Annotated in this window: 22 protein-coding genes and 1 pseudogene; 14 read left to right on the forward strand and 9 right to left on the reverse strand. The window is 67.2% G+C overall.

What is annotated here, in order from left to right:
- On the reverse strand, nucleotides 1–1,455 hold the full coding sequence (locus tag AC1RRR_RS20350) for an AMP nucleosidase (protein WP_492815692.1): 1,455 nt from the start codon (nucleotides 1,453–1,455) through the stop codon (nucleotides 1–3).
- Between the two features lie 309 nt (nucleotides 1,456–1,764).
- Between AC1RRR_RS20350 and AC1RRR_RS20355 the strand changes: the two genes are divergently transcribed.
- Both AC1RRR_RS20355 and AC1RRR_RS20360 read left to right on the forward strand, forming a co-directional pair.
- Nucleotides 1,765–3,024, forward strand: coding sequence for a dicarboxylate/amino acid:cation symporter (locus AC1RRR_RS20355; RefSeq protein ID WP_492815693.1), 1,260 nt, complete (start codon nucleotides 1,765–1,767; stop codon nucleotides 3,022–3,024).
- 151 nt (nucleotides 3,025–3,175) lie between these two features.
- Complete coding sequence (locus AC1RRR_RS20360) at nucleotides 3,176–3,601, forward strand: DUF6491 family protein (RefSeq protein WP_492815694.1); 426 nt, start codon at nucleotides 3,176–3,178, stop codon at nucleotides 3,599–3,601.
- A 20-nt stretch (nucleotides 3,602–3,621) separates the two neighbouring features.
- On the opposite strand, the gene AC1RRR_RS20365 is transcribed toward AC1RRR_RS20360, so the two are convergent.
- The gene (locus tag AC1RRR_RS20365) at nucleotides 3,622–4,494 is read right to left on the reverse strand and encodes a 2-dehydropantoate 2-reductase (RefSeq protein WP_492815695.1); all 873 of its coding nucleotides are present in this window, start codon (nucleotides 4,492–4,494) and stop codon (nucleotides 3,622–3,624) included.
- Between the two features lie 271 nt (nucleotides 4,495–4,765).
- On the opposite strand from AC1RRR_RS20365, the gene AC1RRR_RS20370 reads away from it, so the two are divergent.
- The gene (locus tag AC1RRR_RS20370) at nucleotides 4,766–5,092 is read left to right on the forward strand and encodes a GIY-YIG nuclease family protein (protein ID WP_492815696.1); all 327 of its coding nucleotides are present in this window, start codon (nucleotides 4,766–4,768) and stop codon (nucleotides 5,090–5,092) included.
- Nucleotides 5,093–5,263: 171 nt separating this feature from the next.
- Here AC1RRR_RS20370 and AC1RRR_RS20375 read toward each other — a convergent pair whose 3' ends face one another.
- Nucleotides 5,264–6,304, reverse strand: a complete 1,041-nt coding sequence (locus AC1RRR_RS20375; RefSeq protein WP_492815697.1) for a ribonucleotide-diphosphate reductase subunit beta — start codon at nucleotides 6,302–6,304, stop codon at nucleotides 5,264–5,266.
- 138 nt (nucleotides 6,305–6,442) lie between these two features.
- Between AC1RRR_RS20375 and AC1RRR_RS20380 the strand changes: the two genes are divergently transcribed.
- From AC1RRR_RS20380 to AC1RRR_RS20395, 4 genes are all read left to right on the forward strand, one after another.
- A complete protein-coding gene (locus tag AC1RRR_RS20380) occupies nucleotides 6,443–7,117 on the forward strand; it encodes a glutathione S-transferase family protein (RefSeq protein WP_492815698.1) in 675 nt (224 codons plus the stop codon).
- Nucleotides 7,118–7,230: 113 nt separating this feature from the next.
- On the forward strand, nucleotides 7,231–7,752 hold the full coding sequence (locus tag AC1RRR_RS20385) for a hypothetical protein (protein ID WP_492815699.1): 522 nt from the start codon (nucleotides 7,231–7,233) through the stop codon (nucleotides 7,750–7,752).
- Nucleotides 7,753–8,266: 514 nt separating this feature from the next.
- On the forward strand, nucleotides 8,267–8,344 hold the full coding sequence (locus AC1RRR_RS20390; protein WP_492816578.1) for a hypothetical protein: 78 nt from the start codon (nucleotides 8,267–8,269) through the stop codon (nucleotides 8,342–8,344).
- 99 nt (nucleotides 8,345–8,443) lie between these two features.
- A complete protein-coding gene (locus tag AC1RRR_RS20395) occupies nucleotides 8,444–9,490 on the forward strand; it encodes an aspartate-semialdehyde dehydrogenase (RefSeq protein ID WP_492815700.1) in 1,047 nt (348 codons plus the stop codon).
- 20 nt (nucleotides 9,491–9,510) lie between these two features.
- Here AC1RRR_RS20395 and AC1RRR_RS20400 read toward each other — a convergent pair whose 3' ends face one another.
- Complete coding sequence (locus tag AC1RRR_RS20400) at nucleotides 9,511–10,437, reverse strand: LysR family transcriptional regulator (protein ID WP_492815701.1); 927 nt, start codon at nucleotides 10,435–10,437, stop codon at nucleotides 9,511–9,513.
- A gap of 98 nt (nucleotides 10,438–10,535) precedes the next feature.
- Between AC1RRR_RS20400 and AC1RRR_RS20405 the strand changes: the two genes are divergently transcribed.
- Nucleotides 10,536–11,699: an MFS transporter gene (locus AC1RRR_RS20405; RefSeq protein ID WP_492815702.1), complete on the forward strand. Its 1,164-nt coding sequence runs from the start codon at nucleotides 10,536–10,538 to the stop codon at nucleotides 11,697–11,699.
- Between the two features lie 11 nt (nucleotides 11,700–11,710).
- On the forward strand, nucleotides 11,711–12,724 hold the full coding sequence (locus AC1RRR_RS20410; protein ID WP_492815703.1) for an aldo/keto reductase: 1,014 nt from the start codon (nucleotides 11,711–11,713) through the stop codon (nucleotides 12,722–12,724).
- 10 nt (nucleotides 12,725–12,734) lie between these two features.
- Here AC1RRR_RS20410 and AC1RRR_RS20415 read toward each other — a convergent pair.
- Together AC1RRR_RS20415 and AC1RRR_RS20420 are read right to left on the reverse strand one after the other, a co-directional pair.
- Nucleotides 12,735–12,840 (reverse strand): annotated as a pseudogene (locus AC1RRR_RS20415) (hypothetical protein); the annotation flags it as partial.
- Entirely contained in the window at nucleotides 12,836–13,852 is a 1,017-nt protein-coding gene (locus AC1RRR_RS20420; RefSeq protein ID WP_492815704.1) for a cupin-like domain-containing protein, read from the reverse strand. The gene AC1RRR_RS20420 and the pseudogene AC1RRR_RS20415, both read right to left, overlap by 5 nt.
- A 141-nt stretch (nucleotides 13,853–13,993) precedes the next feature.
- Between AC1RRR_RS20420 and AC1RRR_RS20425 the strand changes: the two genes are divergently transcribed.
- From AC1RRR_RS20425 to AC1RRR_RS20445, 5 genes are all read left to right on the forward strand, one after another.
- Nucleotides 13,994–14,764: a sulfite exporter TauE/SafE family protein gene (locus AC1RRR_RS20425; protein WP_492815705.1), complete on the forward strand. Its 771-nt coding sequence runs from the start codon at nucleotides 13,994–13,996 to the stop codon at nucleotides 14,762–14,764.
- A 117-nt stretch (nucleotides 14,765–14,881) separates the two neighbouring features.
- Nucleotides 14,882–15,571, forward strand: a complete 690-nt coding sequence (trhA, locus tag AC1RRR_RS20430) for a PAQR family membrane homeostasis protein TrhA (protein WP_492815706.1) — start codon at nucleotides 14,882–14,884, stop codon at nucleotides 15,569–15,571.
- Nucleotides 15,572–15,581: 10 nt separating this feature from the next.
- Entirely contained in the window at nucleotides 15,582–16,850 is a 1,269-nt protein-coding gene (locus tag AC1RRR_RS20435; RefSeq protein WP_492815707.1) for a patatin-like phospholipase family protein, read from the forward strand.
- An 83-nt stretch (nucleotides 16,851–16,933) separates the two neighbouring features.
- Nucleotides 16,934–17,563, forward strand: a complete 630-nt coding sequence (locus AC1RRR_RS20440; protein ID WP_492815708.1) for a DUF2799 domain-containing protein — start codon at nucleotides 16,934–16,936, stop codon at nucleotides 17,561–17,563.
- Nucleotides 17,564–17,675: 112 nt separating this feature from the next.
- Nucleotides 17,676–17,870, forward strand: a complete 195-nt coding sequence (locus tag AC1RRR_RS20445; RefSeq protein WP_492815709.1) for a hypothetical protein — start codon at nucleotides 17,676–17,678, stop codon at nucleotides 17,868–17,870.
- A gap of 12 nt (nucleotides 17,871–17,882) precedes the next feature.
- On the opposite strand, the gene AC1RRR_RS20450 is transcribed toward AC1RRR_RS20445, so the two are convergent.
- From AC1RRR_RS20450 to AC1RRR_RS20460, 3 genes are all read right to left on the reverse strand, one after another.
- On the reverse strand, nucleotides 17,883–18,224 hold the full coding sequence (locus AC1RRR_RS20450; protein WP_492815710.1) for a hypothetical protein: 342 nt from the start codon (nucleotides 18,222–18,224) through the stop codon (nucleotides 17,883–17,885).
- A gap of 82 nt (nucleotides 18,225–18,306) precedes the next feature.
- Nucleotides 18,307–19,299 carry a lipid A-modifier LpxR family protein gene (locus tag AC1RRR_RS20455; protein ID WP_492815711.1) on the reverse strand — a complete coding sequence of 331 codons (993 nt, stop codon included), beginning with the start codon at nucleotides 19,297–19,299 and terminating at the stop codon, nucleotides 18,307–18,309.
- 182 nt (nucleotides 19,300–19,481) lie between these two features.
- Entirely contained in the window at nucleotides 19,482–21,365 is a 1,884-nt protein-coding gene (locus tag AC1RRR_RS20460) for a ribonucleoside-diphosphate reductase subunit alpha (protein WP_492816580.1), read from the reverse strand.
- Nucleotides 21,366–21,598 lie beyond the last annotated feature (233 nt).

The following is a 21,598-nucleotide window of genomic DNA, read 5'->3' on the forward strand; positions in this document are numbered from 1 at the left end:
CTACCGGAACGGCGGCTCGTCGAACGCCCTAAGCTTCCGCGAGTGCAGGTTCGGCCCCTCGGCGTGCAACAGCTTGCAGGCCATGATCCCAATCTGCAGGTGCTGGCTGATCGCCCGCTCATAGAACGCATTCGCCTGCCCCGGCAGCTTGATCTCGCCGTGCAGCGGCTTGTCCGACACGCACAGCAGCGTCCCGTACGGCACCCGGAAACGATAGCCCTGGGCCGAGATGGTCGCCGACTCCATGTCGATGGCCACGGCGCGGCTCTGGTTGAAGCGCAGGGCCGAGAGGCTGTGGCGCAGTTCCCAGTTGCGGTCGTCGGTGGTGACGACGGTGCCGGTGCGCAGGCGCTTCTTCAGCTGGTCGCCGCTGTCGCCGCTGATCGCCTTGGAGGCGTCGTAGAGCGCCCGCTGGACCTCGGCGATCGAGGGCACCGGGATTTCCGGCGGCAGCACGGCGTCCAGCACGTGGTCGTCGCGCAGATAGGCATGGGCCAGGACGTAGTCGCCGATGGTCTGGGTGTCGCGCAGGCCGCCGCAGTGGCCGATCATCAGCCAGGCCTGCGGGCGCAGCACCGCCAGGTGGTCGCAGATGGTCTTGGCGTTGGACGGGCCGACGCCGATGTTCAGCAGCGTCACACCCGCGCCGCCCGGGGCCATCAGGTGGTAGGCCGGCATCTGGTGCTTGCGCCAGGTCGACTCCGCCACCGCCAGTTCCGGATTGACCGTGTTGGCGGTGATGGTCAGGCCGCCCGCGCACGACAGGGCCGTGTAGGGGCTGTCGGGCTGCTGCAGCTGCTCGATGCTCCAGCGCACGAACTCGTCGACATAGCGGTTGTAGTTCGTGAACAGGATGAACTGCTGCACGTCCTCGGCCGGCGTGCCGGTGTAGTGCTTGAGACGGGCCAGCGAGAAGTCGGTGCGCAGGCCGTCGAACAGCGACAGCGGACGCGTCTCCTCCAGGGTCGGGTCCCACACCCCGTCGGCGATCTCGTCGCCGATGAAGGCCAGGTCCGTGGTCGGGAAGAAGCGGGCGATGTCTTCGCTGCGCACGTCGGCCTGGTTCAGGTCGATGGTGGCGTCCAGAACGTAGGGATACGGGATCTCCTGACGCGAGCGCTCGACCTCGATCTCGACCTCGAAGTCGTCCATCAGGAGGGTCAGTTGCTCGACCAGATAGTCCTTGAACTGGGCCGGCTTGGTCACGGTCGTGGAATAGACGCCGGGGCGGCTAACGCGGGCGTACGAACGGGCCAGCTTGGGCGGCAGGGCCTCGGGGTCGTAGGTCAGGCGCAGCTCGGGATAGGCGAACGTACCGTCGAACCGCGCTTGCGGGTCGGGCCGGGTTCCGTTTTCGAGATAGGCGCGCAGGGCGGTCCGGAGAGCGTCGACGGCGCGTTCGTATTCGTCATTGAGCCGTTCAACGACGGCGATTGCTTTTTCTTGGTTTGACATGGGTCCTTATAGCGACGTTTTGCGACGTTGGCGAGACGCCGGCCCGGCCAAATGGGAATGATTTATTACTTACCGACGATGAGGAAGCCGCGCGCGCTTCCGTCTTCAGGATGAGCCCATTTCTTCGGCTTGGCGCGCCGGAGACAGGGCCTGACCGCCTCTAGGGCATGGACGAACCCGCGTTCGTCGGCCACAAGGGCGGAAATGCTCAAGGAAGGAGCGGATGGCGGCGCGGGCGTTCTCGTGCGTCGTTCCTTTCGGAAACCAGAACATGCCGTCGACGCCCAATAGAGGCGCCAGGGGGACTGAATGAATAAACGCTTCGCGTTCATGATCGTCGGGGCCATGGTCCTGGGCGTCGCCACGGGCTGGGCCTGCAACCAGTTTCTGGACCCCGCGCAGGCCGCCGAGGCCTCCAAGTGGTTCAAGCTGGGCACCGACCTGTTCCTGCGCCTGATCAAGATGATCATCGCGCCGCTGGTGCTGACCACCCTGATCGCCGGCATCGCCCACATGGAGGATGCCGCCTCGGTCGGCCGCATCGGCGTCAAGACCATGGGCTGGTTCATCACCGCCTCGGCCGTGTCGCTGCTGCTGGGCCTGCTGATGGTCCACATCCTGCAGCCGGGCGCGGGCCTCGTCCTGACCGACGCCGCCTCGACGGCGGCCCCGCCGGCGGCCTCGACTGAAGGCTTCACCCTGCAGACCTTCATCGTCCACCTGGTGCCGACGTCGATCTTCGACGCCCTGGCCAAGAACGAGATCCTGCAGATCGTGGTGTTCAGCCTGTTCGTCGGCACGGCCGTCGCCTCGCTGGACAACAAGGCGCCGCAGATCATGGAGCTGGCCGAGCAAGGCGCCCAGATCATGCTGAAGGTCACCAGCTTCGTGATGAAGCTGGCCCCGCTGGCCATCTTCTGCGCCCTGGCCTCGTCCATCGCCACCCAAGGCATCTCGATGCTGGTGGTCTATGGCAAGTTCGTGCTGGGCTTCTACGCCACCATGGGCGTGCTGTGGGCGCTGCTGTTCGTCGCCGCCTTCCTGGTGATCGGCAAGCGGGTGATCCCGCTGTTCGGCGTGATCCGCGACCCGGCCCTACTGGCCTTCTCGACCGCCTCGTCGGAAGCCGCCTATCCGCGCATCCTGGACGGCCTGCCCAAGATCGGCGTGCGCCGCCGCATCGTCTCGTTCGTGCTGCCGCTGGGCTACTCGTTCAATCTCGACGGCTCGATGCTGTACTGCACGTTCGCCACCATGTTCATCCTGCAGGCGCACGGCGTGCACCTGTCGATCCAGCAGCAGATCTTCATGCTGGCCCTGCTGATGGTGACCTCCAAGGGCATCGCCGGCATCCCGCGCGCCTCGCTGGTGGTGATCATGGCCACCCTGACCCACTTCGGCATGCCCGACGCCTGGATCGCCCTGGTCCTGGGCGTCGACCACCTGCTGGACATGGGCCGCAGCGCCACCAACGTCGTCGGCAACAGCGTCGCCGCCGCCGTGGTCGCCAAGTGGGAGGGCGAGCTGGACGATATCGTCCCCGACGAGGCCGAGCCCGCGAAAGCCTAAAGCACTCTCCGGAACGCTCTCAGAGACGGCCCGCTTCCCTCATCGGAAGCGGGCTTTTTCGTGTACAGTTTCAAATGTACAGTAAAAACTTGACTTCGCCCCGCCGAAGCCCAATCTCTTGAGCCGAGGGACCTTTTAGGACGACCACGCCATGAGCAAGCTCACCCACGTCACGCGCACCGCGCTGATCGGGCTCGCCATCGCCGCTGGCCTGGGCGCGACGGCTGCTTCGGCGGCTCAAGGCGATGCCCCGGCCAAGGCGACCAAGCCGCCTCGCCAGTGCTTCTACCTGTCCGACTGGCGCGGTTGGAGCGCCCCGGACAAGAACACCCTGTATCTCAAGGTCCGCAACCGCGAGGTCTATCGCGTCGACCTGTCGTACGGCTCCAACCAGCTGACCTGGCCGGGCAATCACCTGGTCTCGATCGTGCGCGGCACCGACAGCGTCTGCAGCCCGATGGACCTGGACCTTCGGGTCTCGGACGGCATGGGCTTCGCCATGCCCATCCGCGCCAAGACCATCACCAAGCTGACGCCGGAACAGATCCAGGCGATCCCCAAGAAGGACCGCCCGTAAGCGAGCCCGGCCGCCTCCCTCTAGGAGGCGGCCGCGTTCAGCAGCGCCACGATCATGGCGTTGGCGGGCGTCTCGATCCCGTGCGCCGCACCCTTGCGGACGATGACGCCGTTGCGGGCGTCCAGCTCCATCGGCCGGCCGGCGGCGCGGTCGGCGTGCAGCGAATTCATCGACTCCGGCGCCTGGCCGCGATAGCCGGCGATCACCGCGTCCGACAGATCGTCGGAGAGATCCGCCCCCTCGGCCCGGCCCACCGCCACGCACTCTCGCACCAGGGCCCGCATGACCTCGGCGGCCCCCTCGTCATGGGCGACGATGGCGGTCTTGAGGACCAGGGCGTTGACCGCCCCGGCGCAGTTCAAAGCAAGCTTTTTCCAGGCCTCGGTGGTGAAGTCCTCGACGACCTCGATCTCGATCGGCGTGTAGGCGAACAGGACCGCAAAACCCTCGCCGGCCGCGCCCGCCGGAACCTTGATCCAGCCATTGCGCCGCTGCAGCACCCGGCCGGGCGCCGAGCGCTCTGCTGGGATGTCGACCACCGCCGGGACCAGGTTCTCCGCCGCGACCTTGCCGGCGAACGGTACGGTGTGCTCGACTCCGTTGCGCAGGATGGCCACGCGGGTTTGCGGCCCGGCTAGCGCCGCCAGCCAGGCCATGGTCGCGTCAGTGTCGTAGGTCTTGGTCGCCACGAGCACCCAGTCGACCGGCGTCAGGCCTTCCGGCGAGGTCGCCACGCGCGGGCTGGCCGTGATCGGCCCCTCGGGCGTCTCGACCGCCAGGGTCTGGAACGGCGTGCGCACGCAGACGGTCACGTCATGCGCCGGGTTCTGCGCCAGCCAGGCGGCCACCGTGCCGCCGACGGCCCCCGGGCCGATCACCGCGATGCTGGTCATGCTGAAGCTCCGTACCTTGCTCTAGCGCGGTAACTAGAGCGCCGACGTGACTGGGTCACGAACTTCCGCGCACTGCCGACATCCTCGTCCTTCGACAAGCTCAGGATGAGGATGTGAGATGTAGAGTGAGGCCGTGAGGCTTAGGTGAGGATGTGAGCCCCCTCGGAATCCCAAACACCTCATCCTGAGCTTGTCGAAGGACGAGGTGTTTCGGCACGGATTGCGCCACCTCAATCTATAGGCGCATCATCGCGAAGCAGGAGCATCCGCGATGCATGACGTCCAATCAGCCTGGGTCTACATCCTGCGCTGCGCCGACGGCATGTACTACGTCGGCTCGCATCGCGGCCCAGATCCCAACACCCGCGTCGCCGAGCACAATGCCGGCCTCGACCCGAAGGCCTTCACCTACAAGCGCCGCCCCGTCGAGCTCGCTTGGACGGGCGAATTCCAGTTCATCACCGACGCCATCGCGTTTGAGCGGCAGCTGAAGGGCTGGAGCCGCGCAAAGAAAGAGGCGGTGATCCGTGGCGATTGGAAAGCGCTTCCCGGTCTGGCGCAGTGCCGAACACCTCGTCCTTCGACAAGCTCAGGATGAGGTGTTGTTGAAGCTCGGGATGATGCCTAGCGCCGTCGCCACACGTCCTCATCCTGAGCCCGTCGAAGGACGAGGACGTCGGCACTGACTCCGCCCCCCGCCCAAACGACGAAGGGCGAGACCCGGCTCCCGCCTGGTCCCGCCCTTCCCGTACGCCCCTCGTAAAAGGGTTTATTCCGCCGGCGTCAGGTCCGTGCGCTTCTTCATCATCTCGTCGAAGCTGGTCCACACGCCTTCCGAACCGTGCCACTGACCCTTGGTCGCGGCCTTGGAATACTCGGTCGCGCGGGCCTCGAAGAAGTTGGCGTGCTCGACGCCCGACAGCAGCGACTGCAGCCACGGCAGCGGGTTTTCCTTCACGCCGTACACTTCCGGCAGCTGCAGCTGGCGCAGGCGCCAGTCGGCGATGAAGCGGATGTACTGCTTGATGTCGTCGGGGGTCATGCCCTGGATGTCGCCGGCCTCGAAGGCCAGGTCGATGAAGGCGTCCTCCATCTTCACCACGGTCTTGCAGCAGTCGACGATGTCGTCGGCCACCGACTTGGTGACCGCGTTCGTTTCCTTGTTGAACGCATGGTACAGCTTGATGATGCCGTCGCAGTGCAGGCTCTCGTCGCGGATCGACCACGAGACGATCTGGCCCATGCCCTTCATCTTGTTGAAGCGCGGAAAGTTCATCAGCATCGCGAACGAGGCGAACAGCTGCAGCCCTTCGGTGAAGCCGCCGAACATCGCCAGCGTGCGGCAGATGTCGGCGTTGGAGTCGACGCCGAAGGTCTGCATGTAGTCATGCTTGTTCTTCATGGCCTCGTATTCCATGAAGGCCGAGAACTCGGTCTCGGGCATGCCGATCGTCTCGAGCAGCAGGGCGTAGGCCGCGATATGGATCGTCTCCATGTTCGCGAACGAAGCCAGCATCATCTTCACTTCGGTCGGTTTGAACACCCGACCGTAGCGCTCCATGTAGTTGTCCTGCACCTCGACGTCGGACTGCGTGAAGAAGCGGAAGATCTGCGTCAGCAGGTTCCGTTCCTTGTCGTTCAGCTTGACGGCCCAGTCCTTGAGGTCCTCGCCCAGCGGCACCTCTTCCGGCATCCAGTGGACCTGCTGCTGCTTCTTCCAGAAGTCATAGGCCCACGGATAACGGAACGGCTTGTAGCCGCCCGAGGGGGTCATCAGGCCGGGCAGGATGAGCGACGACGGAGCGGACATGCGGAGCCTCGGAGCAGAATCGTCGAACAGACGCTAAGTTGACTCACCCTATCAAAGCGACGGCTGCCATCTAGTGGTCGTGACGTCGCACCCACACAAGATGTTGTGAGTAGGGTGTGGATAATTCGGGAGTCGACGATGACCGCCTACCGCCTGTTCAGCGCCCTGGGCTCGGGCGGCGTACCCGTCGAAGCCGCTATGTCCTTGATCGGCCTGCCCTATGAGGTGGTCGAGGCTCCCACCTGGGAGGGCGAAGCCGAGCAGGCCAAGGTCGCCACGGTCAACCCGCTGAAACAGATCCCAGCCTTGGTCACGCCCGACGGCGAGACCATCACCGAGAGCGCGGCGATCCTGATCTGGCTAGCGGACCGCTACCCGGAAGCGCGGCTTGGCCCGGCCATCGACGATCCGCGCCGCGCCCAGTTCCTGCGCTGGATGACCTTCATCCCGGCCTCGATCTATTCGCTGTTCTGGGTGCGGGACGACCCTTCACGCCTGGGCGGCTCGGACGCGGAGGTCGGCGCGCGGATCAAGGCCGCGACGGCCGAGCGCATCCTCGACTGCTGGGCGATGATGGAGAGCCAGCTGACGCCGGGGCGCTACCTGCTGGGCGACGAGCTGACGGTGCTGGACCTGTACGTCACGGTGGTGAGCCGCTGGGGGCCGAGGCGGGTGCGGTTCTACGAGGTCGCGCCGAGGATGGCGGAGGTGGTGAAGCGGGTGGACGCGGACCCGAGGTTGGCGGAGTTCTGGCCAAAGCGGTTCCCGTTCTTCGAGGGCTGGGAGCGGCTGGGGCAGCAGGCGGGGGAGTAAGGCGCAACGATCATCACGGACCGTTGTCGAGTAGCAGACCCACTCAGCTGTTGCCGACCAAAGGAAAGCGGCGAACTCGACAAGCATAGCTTAACCATGAGAGCGTCGCCGACATGATGCACTGGATAACCAGCCATAGCTCGGAAGCTGCTGCATGGGCGCAGGCCATCCTTTCCGCAATCGCGATCGTCGCATCAGTTGGTTTGGCAATTCTGGTGCAGGTGCTGCAACGCCGCGGAGTAAAACTAGACGCCAGGCTGGCAGCGATGAACGCTGCGGAGGAAACCGTAGGCCTCTTGCGCGCCATCCAAGAGAGCCTCGCTTCCAACGGTGAACTCGATCCAGCGCCTTTCGTGTCGATTGTGCAGACCCAGATGAGCTTCGTGGACCGCTCAATGGTTGGTGCGATCGGATGCGCCAAAGCTTTGAATGAACTGCACAGCATTGCGATGACCTTGGCGGTCATCATAGAGAGCGCCAAACTGAAAAAATGGACCGAAAAGAGCGTCGCAGGGCACCACAGAGCTTGCCGTCGCGCCTACGATCGCTTGGCCGGGCATTTTAGAATGAAGGCGCTTTCCGACGCCGAGATAGCGCGTATTCGGCAGGAAACATTTGGGCCTGCATCACAATAAGGCGCCACTATTGATTGCTAAGGTGTCGGCGGGCGGCGGCCAAGATCGTGGTTCAATTTGCTAATTACCATGTGAAAGTAGTCATCGACTCCCAAGGTCGGTGCGATCCTTAAATCTCTTGGAGGCTGCAGCGTGCAGGGCTGATCAGGTCAGTCAAGGACCGCCTCCGGCGGCCGCGCGGCGGCGACGCGGAGCGTCGTCCTTGAGTGACCTGATCAGCCCTGCGACCGTCTCGCCGTGAGATGTAAGGAGGGCTCCTTCTCGGGCGAGAAGGAATTCCGACACCCCCTCCCCGTCATCCCGCGACTTGTTCGCGGGACCCATTTGTCCGCCGCAGGTGAAGTGCGGACCTAGGCTCTCACGTGGAAGCTGAACCATGGGTCCCGCGCATGAAGCGCGGGATGACGGAGTGGGGTATGACCTTGCTCACAACGGCGCCTGCGACGTCGCCGACGCATCATTCTTGCCCCAACACCCTTTACCCGGCCCAGCTTCGCCGCTAGAAGCACCCCCGATGCAATTCGCCGCGACTAAAATTATTACCCGCAAAACGACCCGCTTCGGTGGGGCGGCGGGTATGCGCGCGATCTAAGCGGCATCCTCGAACCAGCCCCGCCGATGGCGCGGGGCGGCTCTCTCTCGACGAGATCTGACAGCTCCCCGCGCTCCTAGACACCAGGAGACGCCTTCCATGAGCTTCAAGTTTTCCCGATCCAATCCGCCGCGCGTCGGCGTCGTCGGCGCCACCGGCCTGGTCGGCGGCATGATGCGTGAGTTGCTGGCCGAGCGGGACTTCCCGCTGGCGCAGCTGCGCCTGTTCGCCTCCGCGCGGTCGGCCGGGAGCAAGATCGACTTCAAGGGCCAGGAAGTCGTGGTCGAGGACGCCTCGACCGCCGACTTCGCCGGCCTGGACATCGTGTTCTTCTCGGCCGGCGGCGACACCTCGCGCCAGCTGGCGCCCAAGGCCGCTGCCGCCGGGGCCGTGGTGATCGACAACAGCTCGGCCTGGCGCTCGGATCCGGACGTCCCGCTGGTGGTGGCCGAGGTCAATCCGCACGCCTTGAACAACATCCCTAAGGGCATCGTCGCCAACCCCAACTGCACCACCATGGCCGCCATGCCGGTGCTCAAGCCCCTGCACGAGAAGGCCGGCCTGAAGCGCCTGACCGTCAGCACCTACCAGGCCGCGTCGGGCGGCGGGGTCGAGGGCATCCAGGTGCTGTCCGAGCAGCTGCGCGCCGGCGCGGCGGGCGACCTGGACGGCCTGGCGATGTCGCCGGACGCTGCGCCGCTGCCGGAAGCCCGCAAGTGGGCCGTGCCGCTTGCCTATAACGTCGTGCCGCTGAATTACGTGCTGGGCGAGGACGGCTATACCGAGGAAGAGCTGAAGCTGCGCGACGAGAGCCGCAAGATCCTCGAGCTGCCGGGCCTGCCGGTCTCGGGCACCTGCGTGCGTGTGCCGGTCTTCACCGGCCACTCGCTGTCGATCAACGCCGAGTTCGAGCGCCCGCTGTCGGTGGCCGAGGCGACTGAGCTGCTGGGCGCCGCGCCGGGCGTGGTGGTCGAGGCCGTGCCCAACCCGCTGGCCGCCACCGGCCAGGACCCGGTGTTCGTGGGCCGCATCCGTCCGGACCCGACCGTGGAGCACGGCCTGGCCCTGTTCGTGGTCGGCGACAACCTGCGCAAGGGCGCGGCCCTGAACGCGGTGCAGATCGCCGAGGTGATGCTGGACGCGTAGGTTCGCTACGGGGCGGGCGGCTAGACCGCTCGTCCCATCGGCCAATGCACGTCCACCTCCGCCGCCAGGAAGTCGATGAACGCCCGCACCCGCGCGGGCAGCGGTCCGGCATGGCCGACATAGACGGCGCTGACCGTCTCCAGCTCGCCGGAATTGAACTCATCCAGCACCGGGACCAGCCGCCCCGCCCGGATGTGGTCGATGATGTGGAAGATGCCCAGCTTGGTGATCCCCTGCCCGGCCAGGGCCAGGTGCGTGGCGCTTTCGCCGTCGCCGACCAGGGCGCCGCCTTGGGCGGGGTAGCTGACCCGCTCGCCACCGATCAGGAACGGCCATTCATCGGACTGGCGTGAGAAGTTGAAGGTGATCAGGTCGTGCTTGGCCAGATCGTCGGGATGCTTGGGCGCCCCCCGGCGCGCCAGGTATTCGGGCGAGGCGACCAGGACGGTGCGGCTGTCGCCCAGCTTCCTGGCGACCAGCTGCGAAGGCCGCATCGGCCCCACGCGGATGGCGACCTCGGCGCGTTCGTCCAAGAGGTCGATCACCTGGTCGGTCAGGGTCACGTCGACCTGGACCTGCGGATAGAGCGCCGAGAACTTCGGGATCAGCGGAAACAGGTGGTGCAGGCCGAACGGCACATTGGCGTTGATCCGCAGCCAGCCGCGCGGCACGGCGCAGGCGGCCACCGAGCGCTCGGCCTCGTCCAGGTCGGCCAGCACCCGCAGGGAGCGCTCGTGGAAGGTCAGGCCCTCGGCGGTCAGTTGCAGCTTGCGGGTCGAGCGCATCACCAGCCGCGAACCGAGCCGCGCCTCCAGCCGGGCCACCAGCTTGCTGACCGCCGACGGGGTCATCGACATGGCCTTGGCGGCGGCCGTGAAGCCGCCCTCCTCGACAACGCGGGCGAAGACCTCCATCTCTCCGGAGCGGTTGATCTCCTGGCGCGCCATCGTGCCCCCAAGTCACAAGTGAAGTTCCTGACCGCAATCTAATTCATCGAACACCGAGACGCTATCTCCCGCTCCGAACACTCACGGAGCCGGCTGTCATGCCTCTCGCCCTCTATGCCCTGACCGTCGGCGCCTTCGGCATCGGCGTCACCGAATTCATCATCATGGGCCTGCTGATGCAGGTCTCCGCCGATCTCGGCGTCTCGATCCCGGCCGCTGGCCTGCTGATGACCGGCTACGCCCTGGGCGTCTTCGTCGGCGCGCCGATCCTGACCCTGGCCACCCGCCGCCTGCCCCGCAAGACCACCCTGCTGGTGCTGATGGCGATCTTCACCCTGGGCAACATCCTGGCCGCCATCGCCCCGACCTACGGGATCCTGATGGGCGCGCGCCTAGTGACCGCCTTGGCCCACGGCACCTTCTTCGGCGTCGGCTCGCTGGTCGCCGTCTCGCTGGTGCCGCCCGAACGCAAGGCCTCGGCCATCGCCATCATGTTCACCGGCCTGACCATCGCCACCCTGCTGGGCGTGCCGTTCGGCGCCTGGCTGGGCCTGGCCTTCGGCTGGCGGATGGCCTTCTGGGCCGTGGCCGGCGTCGGCGCCCTGGCGCTGATCGTCCTCGCCGCTCTGGTGCCGGCCGCCCAGGAGAAGGTCGAGCCCGCCCCGCTGCGCGAGGAGTTCGCCGTCCTGGCCCGTCCGCAGGTGCAGCTGGGCCTGGCCATGACCGTGCTCGGTTTCGGCGGGGTGTTCGCCGTCTTCACCTACATCCAGCCGATCCTGATGGAGTTGGCCGGCTTCTCGAAAGAGGCCGTTTCGCCGATCCTGCTAGTGTTCGGCGCGGGCCTGGTGGCCGGCAACCTGGTCGGCGGTCGCTGGGCCGACAAGGGGCTGAACGCCGCCCTGGTCGGGACCCTGATCGCGCTGACCGTGGTCATGGGCGGATCGGCCCTGGCCTTCCACAGCCAGGTGGGCGCGGTGATCGCCGCCTTCCTGCTGGGCGCGGCCGCCTTCGCCACCGTAGCCCCGCTGCAGATGCGGGTGCTGAGCCAGGCCGGCGGCGCGGGCCAGGGCCTGGCCTCCAGCCTGAACATCGCCGCCTTCAACCTCGGCAACGCCTTCGGCGCCTGGCTGGGCGGGGCGGTGATCGCCCACGGCCCCGGCCTGTCGGCCGTGCCCCTGATCGCCGCCGCCGTGCCGCTGTCGGCCCTGGCTCTGGCCGTCTTCAGCCTCTCGCTCGAACGCCGCACTCCGGCTCTCGCTTAGGAGAAACTCCCATGGAATACCGCACGCTGGGCCGTTCCGGCCTGAAGGTCCCCGCCCTGTCGTTCGGGGCCGGCACGTTCGGCGGTCAGGGCCCGCTGTTCTCGGCCTGGGGCGATACCGATGTCGCCGGGGCCCGCCGCATCGTCGACATCGCGCTCGAGGCCGGCATGACCCTGTTCGACAGCGCCGACGTCTATTCGAACGGCGAGTCCGAGGAGATCCTGGGGGCCGCGCTGGAGGGCCGCCGCGACCAGGCGCTGATCTCGACCAAGCTGGGCTTGAACGGCGGAACCTCGCGCAAGGTCCTGATCCCCGGCGTCGAAGCCGCGCTGAAGCGCCTGAAGACTGACCGCATCGACCTCTTGCAACTGCACGCCTTCGATGGGACGACGCCGGTCGAGGAGACGCTCTCGGCGCTGGACGACCTCGTCCGCAGCGGCAAGGTCCTCTATGTCGGCGCCTCGAACTTCGCCGGCTGGGAGCTGATGAAGTCCCTGGCCGCCGCCGACCGTCACGGCTGGCCGCGCTATGTCGCCCACCAGGCCTACTACTCGCTGGTCGGCCGCGACTATGAGTGGGAGCTGATGCCGCTGGGGGCCGACCAGGGCGTCGGGGCCATGGTCTGGAGCCCGCTGGGCTGGGGCCGCCTGACCGGCAAGATCCGCCGCGGCCAGCCGCTGCCGGAAACCAGCCGCCTGCACGACACCGCCGACGCCGGCCCGCCGGTGGACGACGAGCGCCTCTACCGCGTGGTCGACGCCCTGGACGCCATTGCCGCCGAGACCGAGAAGACCATCCCGCAGGTGGCCATCAACTGGCTGCTGCAGCGCCCCACGGTGTCCAGCGTCATCATCGGCGCCCGGACCGAGGAGCAGCTGCGCCAGAACCTGGGTGCGGTCGGCTGGACCCTGACGGCAGATCAGGTTGCAAGGCTGGATGCGGCCAGCGCCGTGACCCCGGCCTATCCCTACTATCCGTATTGGCGCGAGGGCGGGTTTAGGGAGCTCAATCCGCCGCTAGTCTAGCGGGCCCGAAACCTCGTCCTTCGACAAGCTCAGGATGAGGTTTCTACTGAAACGCCTCAGCCATGATCCTCATCCTGAGCCTGTCGAAGGACGAGGATCACGCAGGGCGCTTTAATCCCTACCCAGAACCCGGCGCAGGAAGGCGGTCATCTCGGCTTCCCGCGTCGCGTCGGGCTTGTCCTCCAGCACGCCGCGACGCCCCTCGGGGATGTGCTCGGCCGGGTCGCCATTGGCGTGGAAGATGTAGTGCTCGAAGAAGGCCCGCCAGGCGTTGCGCCGCTTGGCGGGCAGTCGGCGCACGTTGCGCAGCGCATGCACGAAGGCGTCGAACGGTTGGCCGCCCGGCATGTCCGCCGGCTCCCACCAGTAGTTGACCAAGAGGTTCAGCGGCCCCGTCGCCTGGACGTGGTGCCACCACAAGGTGGGAATGTAGATCGCATCGCCCGGCTCCAGGTCCGCGACAAGGGCGTTCTCGAGGGCCTCGGCGAACTTCGGAAAGCGCTCCAGATCGGGATCGTCCAGTGACACCAGGCTGACCGGCCGCCCCGCCGGGGTGAAGTCCAGCGGGCCGATATAGAGGTTGCCGACCTGGTCGGGCGGAAACAGCGTGAAGCGACGCTGGCCGCTGACCACCACGGCGATGTTGTCGGACATGTCGTGATGGGTCTGGATGATCGAGGCGTTGCCCAGCCACAGGCGCGGCGCGATCTTGTCGTCCAGCAGGTCCAGGGCGTTGTCCCGCTCGAACCCCGGCAGCACCGGCGCGATCGGGGTCGAGCCCACATAGATGGCCGGCGGCTCGGGATGGTCGGCCAGCCGCAACAGCTCGTCCAGCACCGGGCTCAGCGGGGCCGAGCGCCGGTCGAAGTTCATGCCCCGGCCGCCCTCGTCATAGAAGAACCGCCCGCCGATCGCCGGCGCGCCCAGCATGGCCTCGACCATCACGCCCTTGTCGAAGCGCTTCAGATAGTCGGCCAGGGCGCGGGGTGAGGTGCGCGCGGCCTTCACCGCCGGCCAGTCGCGCGCGACGCCGCGCAGCACAGTGGGCTGATAGAGGGGCGTCAGGTCGCGGGCAAAGGTCTCGGCGTCGATCTCGAGGATCTCGGACAGCCGACCGGGCGAGGTCATGGAGGACGCGAACTTTTCGGAAAAGGTGAGCGCTGTCAGGCTAGGCGGGCAAATCGGCGGTCGCGTTACCGAACGTTGCGGGACCGCAAAGAACGGCTGATCGGCCTCGCCAAACCCCGGAATGCTGATAAGCAGCGCTTCATGCTGACCGATCCGTTCTTCTACGCGGTGGCGATCCCCGCCGTGATCCTGCTGGGCCTGGCCAAGGGCGGCTTCGCGGGGATCGGCGTGGTGGCCGTGCCGCTGATGGCCCTGGCCGTGTCGCCAGTCATGGCCGCCTCGATCACCCTGCCGATCCTGCTGGTCCAGGACGTGGTCAGCGTCTGGGCGTTCCGGAAGAGCTGGGACAGGGGCCTGCTGATCCTGATGCTGCCGGCCGCGGCGGTCGGCATCTTCCTGGGTTGGGCGTTGGCGGCCTTCGTCAAGGAGGCCGCCGTCGAGCTGGCCGTCGGCGCGATCTCGGTGGTCTTCGCCCTGCAACGGCTGTGGGCCGAGCGCGCGGTCAAGGCCGCCGCCCAGGTCGAGGCGGGTCCGGCCCGCCCGTGGCTGGGCGCCCTGTGCGGCGCGGCGGCCGGCTTCACCAGCCAGATCGCCCACGCCGGCGGCCCGCCCTTCCAGATCTACGTCCTGCCCCGCCGGCTGGCGCGCGATACGTTCATCGGCACCAGCGCCATCTTCTTCGCGGTCGTGAACTGGATGAAGGTGCCGGCCTATATCGCGCTCGGCCAGTTCACCCCCAAGGTGCTGATGACCGCCGGCGTGCTGCTGCCGCTGGCCATCGCGTCGACCTGGGGCGGCGTGTGGGTGGTGCGCCGGGTGCCCGCCGAGGGCTTCTACAAGGTGATCTATGTTCTTCTGGTGGCGGTCGGCGGCAAGCTGGTCTTCGACGGGGCGCGCGGCCTCCTCTTCTGAGTCGCTTTATCCCGCCATCGTGTCGCCAACGCCCTTTCGCGGCCACGATGATCGACGCTTATATGTCACGGAACGAACCTAGCGTTCGCACGTACTTCCACCGGACTGGGCGGGGCCATGACTGCGACCACCAACACGACCGACATCGTCGTTGAGAAGCCGGCGACGCACTATCCCACGCCGGCCGCCAAGTGCGCCGACCTGGTGGTGCACCTGGCCGGCCTGGCCTGCGCCCTGCTGGGCGGCGGCATCCTGCTGGGCCTGGCCATGGGCCTGGGCGACCTGAAGCAGGTGGCGGCGGTCAGCGTCTATTCCGTGGGCCTGATCCTGATGCTGTCGCTGTCGACCGCCTACAACTTCGCCAAGGCCCGCTGGCGGCCGCTGCTGCGCCGCTTCGACCATGCCGGCATCTTCGTGATGATCGCCGCCTCGTACACGCCCTTCACCACCCAGAACCTGACCGGCTGGTGGGCCATCGGCATGACCTCGGCGGTGTGGACCGTGGCCGCCATCGGCGTGGCGGCCAAGCTGTTCCTGCCCGGCCTGGACAAGCGTTTCTGGGTCGGCCTGTACCTGGCCCTGGGTTGGCTCGTTCTGGTCGCCATCAAGCCGATGATCGACGGCCTGTCGTGGGTGGCCCTGCTGCTGCTGGCCATCGGCGGCGTCGTCTATTCCACCGGAACCATCTTCTACCTGATGCGTCGCCTGAAGTTCCGCCGCGCCATCTGGCACGGCCACGTCATTGGCGGCGCCGGCCTGCACTATGCGGCCGTCCTGGTGGGCGTGGTGCTGGCCAGCTCGCACTAAGAGGACCGCCTTGGATCGGGACCCGAACGGCAAGATCAGCCTCCAGGGCTTCTTCAAGGACTGGAAGACCGCCGATCCGCTGCGCGGCAAGCGCCTGCCGTCGCCGCCGTCCGACCGCCATGTCGAGGCCGCCGGTTTTCCCGGCGTGCGCCTGTCGGTCGACCAGGCCGACGACGCCCTCAAGAGCGCCGCCGACCGCCTGGCGCCGCTGCGCTCGCTGATCGGCCGCGATGAGTTCAACATTCTGGCCCTGTCCGGCGGCGCGGCCGGCGGCGCCTATGGCGCGGGCGTGCTGACGGGCCTCTCGAAGGCCGGCCGCCGTCCCGACTTCGCCATCGTCACCGGCGTCAGCACCGGGGCCCTGATCGCCCCGCTGGCCTTCCTGGGCGCGGCCTGGGACGAGCGCCTGACCGACGCCTATGTCGGCGGCCACGCCACCGAGCTGCTCAGCCTGCGCCGCCTGGCCCCCGCGCTGGGCCCCAGTATCTTCAAGGGCGAGAGCCTGGACGCCCTGGTCGAGACCTTCGTCGACCAGGAGATGGTCGAGGCCATCGCCGTCGAGCACCGCAAGGGCCGGCGCCTGCTGATCGCCACCACCAACCTGGACAGCCAGCGCGCCGTGGTCTGGGACATGGGCGAGATCGCCACCCACGGCGGCGACGAGGCCCTGAAGCTGTTCCGCAACCTGCTGGTCGCCTCGTCCTCGGTGCCGGGCATCTTCCCGCCCAAGCTGATCGAGGTCGAGGTCGACGGCCACCGCTACCAGGAAATGCATGTCGACGGCGGGGTGGCCGCGCCGCTCTTCTTGATGCCCGACGCCCTGCTGCACTGGCGCAACCTGGGTCCGCGCTTCCGCCGGGGCCGAGTGCACGTGATCGTCAACACGGTGCTGGATCCCTCGACCCAGTCGACCCCGCCGGGCGTGGCCTCGATCATGGCCCGCAGCTTCGACACCATGCTGCGGTTCTCGTACCGCCAGGCGCTGAGCCTGGCCGCCGGCTTCTGCTCGCGCCACAACCTGCCACTCAGCGTGGCCTCGATCCCCAACAGCTTCGAGGGCATCAACCTCCTGAAGTTCGAGACCGACCTGATGCGCGGCATCTACGACGCCGGCCACCAGCTGGCCCTGGAAGGCGGCGCCTGGACCAGCGCGGTCGAGGAACAGAGCCTGTGGCGCGGCCTCTTCAAGAAGCAGGTCCCGTCGATCTCGGCCGGCACGGGCGTCATCGTCCGCGACGAACCCGGCCCGGTCGGCGTCGAGGCGCCGTTGGAACCTTAGGGCCGCCCGAACACCGTTCAGCCACGGTTCACACGGCCAAGCTCTAAGCTCGCCCCATGTCCAGCCTGGGGAGAAACGAGCGGATGCGGAAGCTGCTGATCGCCGGCGCGGCCCTGGCCCTCGCCAGCTGCGCCACCATGACCCCGGAACAGTGCCTGCAAGGAAATTGGCACGGGGTCGGCTATGGCGACGGCGCCAGCGGCTATCCGATGAGCCGCATCGACAACCATGCCAAGGCCTGCGCCAAGACCGGCGTCACGCCTGCCCCCCTGCTCTACGCCCAGGGCCGCGACGAGGGCCTGGTCCGCTACTGCACGGAGATGAACGGTTTCGCCGTCGGACGCGCCGGCAGCGTCTACTACAATGTCTGCCCGCAACCCGCCGAACCGGCCTTCCTGGGCGGCTATGCCGATGGCGAGCGGGTGTACGCCGCCACCCAGCGGCTGGAATCGGCCAAGTCCGATCTCAGCTCGGCCGACTCCCGCGCCGACAAGCGGGCGCGGCAGGCCGACGGGGTCGAGGACGAGCTGCGCAATCCCAAGCTGACCGACGAGCAGACCCGCGAGCTGCGCGACCGCCTTCAGCGCCTGCGCCGCGAACGGCGGGAGGCCGTCGAGGATGGCCGCCGGGCCGAGGCCGCCATCCGCGACGCCGAGCAGGAGGTCGACGACCTGAAGGCGCGCTTCTCGCCGCATTACGGACGGTGGCTTTAGTCAGCGCACGTCCTAGCGGCCGAAAGGTTCCCGTCGCGCTCCTGAAATCTTCGTGTGTTGTCCTGTCCGTTCCGCGCGCCAGTATCGCGCCCGGAGAGGGAGCTTCACACACATGCACACGAGTTTTCGCCAAGGCGATCTGCTGATCCGCACCGGCATGGACCTGCCGCACCTGGGCGTCTTCGCCGGTCAGGTCTACGAGGTCGAGGCGTATGAGGCCCAGCACCCCGAGGGCCTGTTCCTGAAAGGCTGGATCGAGGGTTTTGATCCGCTGAACTTCCGCCCGCACCAAACTGCTGCGAGCTAGGGCGGTCGGCGTCTAGGCCTTCTTCAGCCAGCGCGCGCGCAGCTTGGCCACGTTCGGCGGGTCGCTGCGGAAATCCGAAGCCAGGCCCAGGCGGGCGTTGCACGACGGGCAGCGCACCGAGTCCTCGTCGGCCAGCTCGGTCGGCGGGTCGAAGCGCGTGCCGCACGGCTTGCACTTCCAGTCCCCCGTCGCCGGAGGCGGCGGCGGCTCGACCGGCGGCGGAGCCTGCGGCGTGAACACGGTCGTGCGGGCCGACGGCTTGACCATGCGTTCGAGCGGCGGCGGACCGCCAGGAGCGGCGACCGCGCTCTTCAGGCTCAGGGTCTTGCGGCGCGGGGGCTCGCTCTCGCTCATGGTCTCGCTAGCGCAGTGAAAGGACCGGCGCTTGCTGCATGAAAGCGGCCGGAAACACAAGCTTTATAGGGCTGAAAGCCTTTTACCAGTGCGGTTTCAGGCTGAACGACAGCGCCACCACGTCATCCTTTTGCGTGGCCAGGCCCATGATGCCTTCCTTGGCGCGGATCTCGCGGTGGATATAGCCCAGCGAGGCCTGCATCGGACCACGCCGCCAGGCGACGCCGGCCTGGCTGTCGCCGATCAGGCGGCTGGTGGTGTCCTGGGTGAGGCCCGCGCGGCTCCAGTCGCCGTTCTGGCCGCGCAGCATGTTGAAGCCAACGGCCCGGCCGCTGGCGGCCGCGAAGATGTACCAGCGCCCGCGCATCCCGAAGGCGTCGTCACCCTCGCGCACGCCCAGGGCGTCGTTCACCCGGTCGCCCATGTTCTTCTTCCGGCCCAGGCGCACCGTGGCGCCGGCCTCGGCCGAGCCGCCGGCCGCGCCGAAGCCCACGCCGGCATGCGGCGTCACGTCGAGGGCGAACCTGCGGCCCTTCAGGGTGACGGCGGCCGGCCAGCCGCGGGTCACGGTCACGTCGACGTCCTGGACGTCGTAGGCGTCGCTGTCGGGACGGACCAGGGTCAGGGGCGCGACGCCGGCGGTGCGGGCCACCCCGGCCATCGAGACACGCACGCTGTCGATCGGGCCGCCGACCGCGGCCTGGCGGGTGAAGGCGTTCGAGCGCCAGGTCACCGGCCCCATGCCGTCATAGAAGCGGTCGGCGTCCAGGATGCGGGCGTCGCCGGCGATGGCGGCGGCGGGCGAGAGGGCGAAACCGCCTTCGACCTGGGCTTCCGGCGCGTCGACGGCGCTGGCCATGAAGCCGGTCGCGCCATTGGGATCCAGCGGCCGCAGGGTCTCGGGTTTCACTTGGAAAGAAATCGGTGTGGCAGGGTTGTGGGCAGCCGAGGCGGCCTTATCTGACGCCTTGACCTTGGCGGCCTTGGCAGCCGCACAGGCCGTCGACGCATGGGCGCCCGCCATGGCCAGAACGGCCACGAGGCACAAGATACGACGCTCCCCAGCGCTACGCATCACGGATTCCCCAATCCAACTCAGGTCCAGCCTACGCGCTTCGTTTGATGTGTCCATCGTGACGAATGCGCACATGGTGAACCGTCGTAAACGTCCGCAGTTCCGCCCGATTTCGAACACAAACGAAAACGGCGGTGTGATCACTCACACCGCCGTCTGAATATTCATCGCCTACGAGGCCTTTATTGGCAGGCCAGGCACTCGTCGTAGTCGGTCTTTTCCGGAACGTCGAAGCCGCTGTTGGCGACTTCGGCCTTCTCGTCGGCGCCGGCATAGGCCGCGCGCTGCACCGACTTGGAGCGCAGGTAGTACAGCGACTTCACGCCGCGCTCCCAGGCCATCCAGTGCAGCATGTGCAGGTCCCACTTGTCGACGTCGCCCGGCAGGAAGACGTTGACCGACTGGCTCTGGCAGATTTCCGGCGTGCGGTCGGCGGCCAGCTCGACCACCCAGCGCTGATCCAGTTCGAAGGCGGTCTTGTAGACGTCCTTCTCGTCCTGGCTCAGGAAGTCCAGGTGCTGGACCGAGCCTTCGTTCTCCAGGATCGAACCCCACACCGCGTCGGTGTTCTGGCCCTTCTCCTCGAGGAGGTTCTCCAGATAGGGGTTCTTCACCGCGAACGAGCCCGACAGGGTCTTGTGGGTGTAGATGTTGGCCGGGATCGGCTCGATGCCGGCCGACGTGCCGCCGCAGATGATCGAGATCGAGGCGGTCGGGGCGATGGCCAGCTTGTGCGAGAAGCGCTCGACCGAGCCGCGATCGGCGGCGTCCGGGCACGGGCCCTTCTCTTCGCCCAGCGCGATCGAGGCCTTGTCGGCTTCGCGGCGCAGGTGCTTGAACATCCGCATGTTCCAGCTCTTGGCCAGGGCGCTCTCGAAGGGCACGTTCTGGCTCTGCAGGAAGCTGTGGAAGCCCATCAGGCCCAGGCCCACCGAACGCTCGCGCATGGCGGCGTAGGCGGCCGTGGCGGCCGCGTCCGGGGCGCGGTCGATGAAGTCCTGCAGGACGTTGTCCAGGAAGCGCATGACGTCCTCGATGAACGTCGGGTGGTCGCGCCATTCCATGAAGGTCTCGGCATTGACCGACGACAGGCAGCAGACGGCGGTGCGCTCGTTGCCCAGGTGGTCGGTGCCGGTGTGCAGCATGATCTCGCTGCACAGGTTCGACTGGCGAACCTTCAGGCCCAGCTCGCGCTGGAACGAGGGCATGGCCTTGTTCACGGTGTCGGAGAAGATCAGGTAGGGCTCGCCGGTCTGCAGGCGCAGCTCCAGGACCTTCTGCCACAGGGCGCGGGCGTCGACTTCGCGCAGGACCTCGTTGGTCTTGGGCGAGCGCAGGCCGAACTTGGTCCCGTCACGCACGGCGTGCATGAACTCGTCGGTGATCGACAGGCCGTGGTGCAGGTTCAGGGACTTGCGGTTGAAGTCGCCCGACGGCTTGCGGATCTCGAGGAACTCTTCGATTTCCGGGTGGTGGATGTCGAGATAGACGGCGGCCGAGCCGCGACGCAGCGAACCCTGCGAAATCGCCAGGGTCAGCGAGTCCATCACGCGGATGAAGGGGATGATGCCCGAGGTCTGGCCCTGGCCCTTCACCCGCTCACCGATGGAGCGGACGCCGCCCCAGTAGGTGCCGATGCCGCCGCCATTGGCCGCCAGCCAGACGTTCTCGTTCCAGACGCCCAGGATGCCGTCCAGGCTGTCGTTGACGGCATTGAGGAAGCAGCTGATCGGCAGGCCGCGGTCGGCGCCGCCGTTCGACAGCACCGGCGTGGCCGGCATGAACCACAGGCGGCTCATATAGTCGTAGACGCGCTGGGCGTGCTCGGCGTCGTCGGCGAAGGCCGTCGACACGCGGGCGAACATGTCCTGATAGGACTCGCCCGGCAGCAGGTAACGATCTTCCAGGGTGGTCTTGCCGAAGTCGGTCAGCAGGGCGTCGCGCGAGCGATCGACCTGGACCTTCTGCACCAGCGCCAGCTGCGGGCGCTTGGCGGGCTTGATGGCCGCCAATCGGGCCTCGTTTCGGACGCTCGTCTTCGCCGCTTCACTGCCGTTCATGACCAAATCCATTGCTCAATCAGCGTGTTCCGGAGAAGGGACATGCCCCGGTCAGCCGCTATATCTTGTGGCTGAGGAGCCCCCTCAACCCACATATGGGGCCATAGTGGCTAACGACTCGTCAACGCCCCGGAGGCGAGTTTTTCGTTAACAACCTGTGAACGGCGCGAACTTGCGTAGGTGGGACAAGGGGTTGCCTGGGCGAACTTTTTTCAGCCGCGACAGGACGCCGCAAGGCG

This window comes from Caulobacter sp. GW821-FHT12D05, from assembly GCF_058807295.1.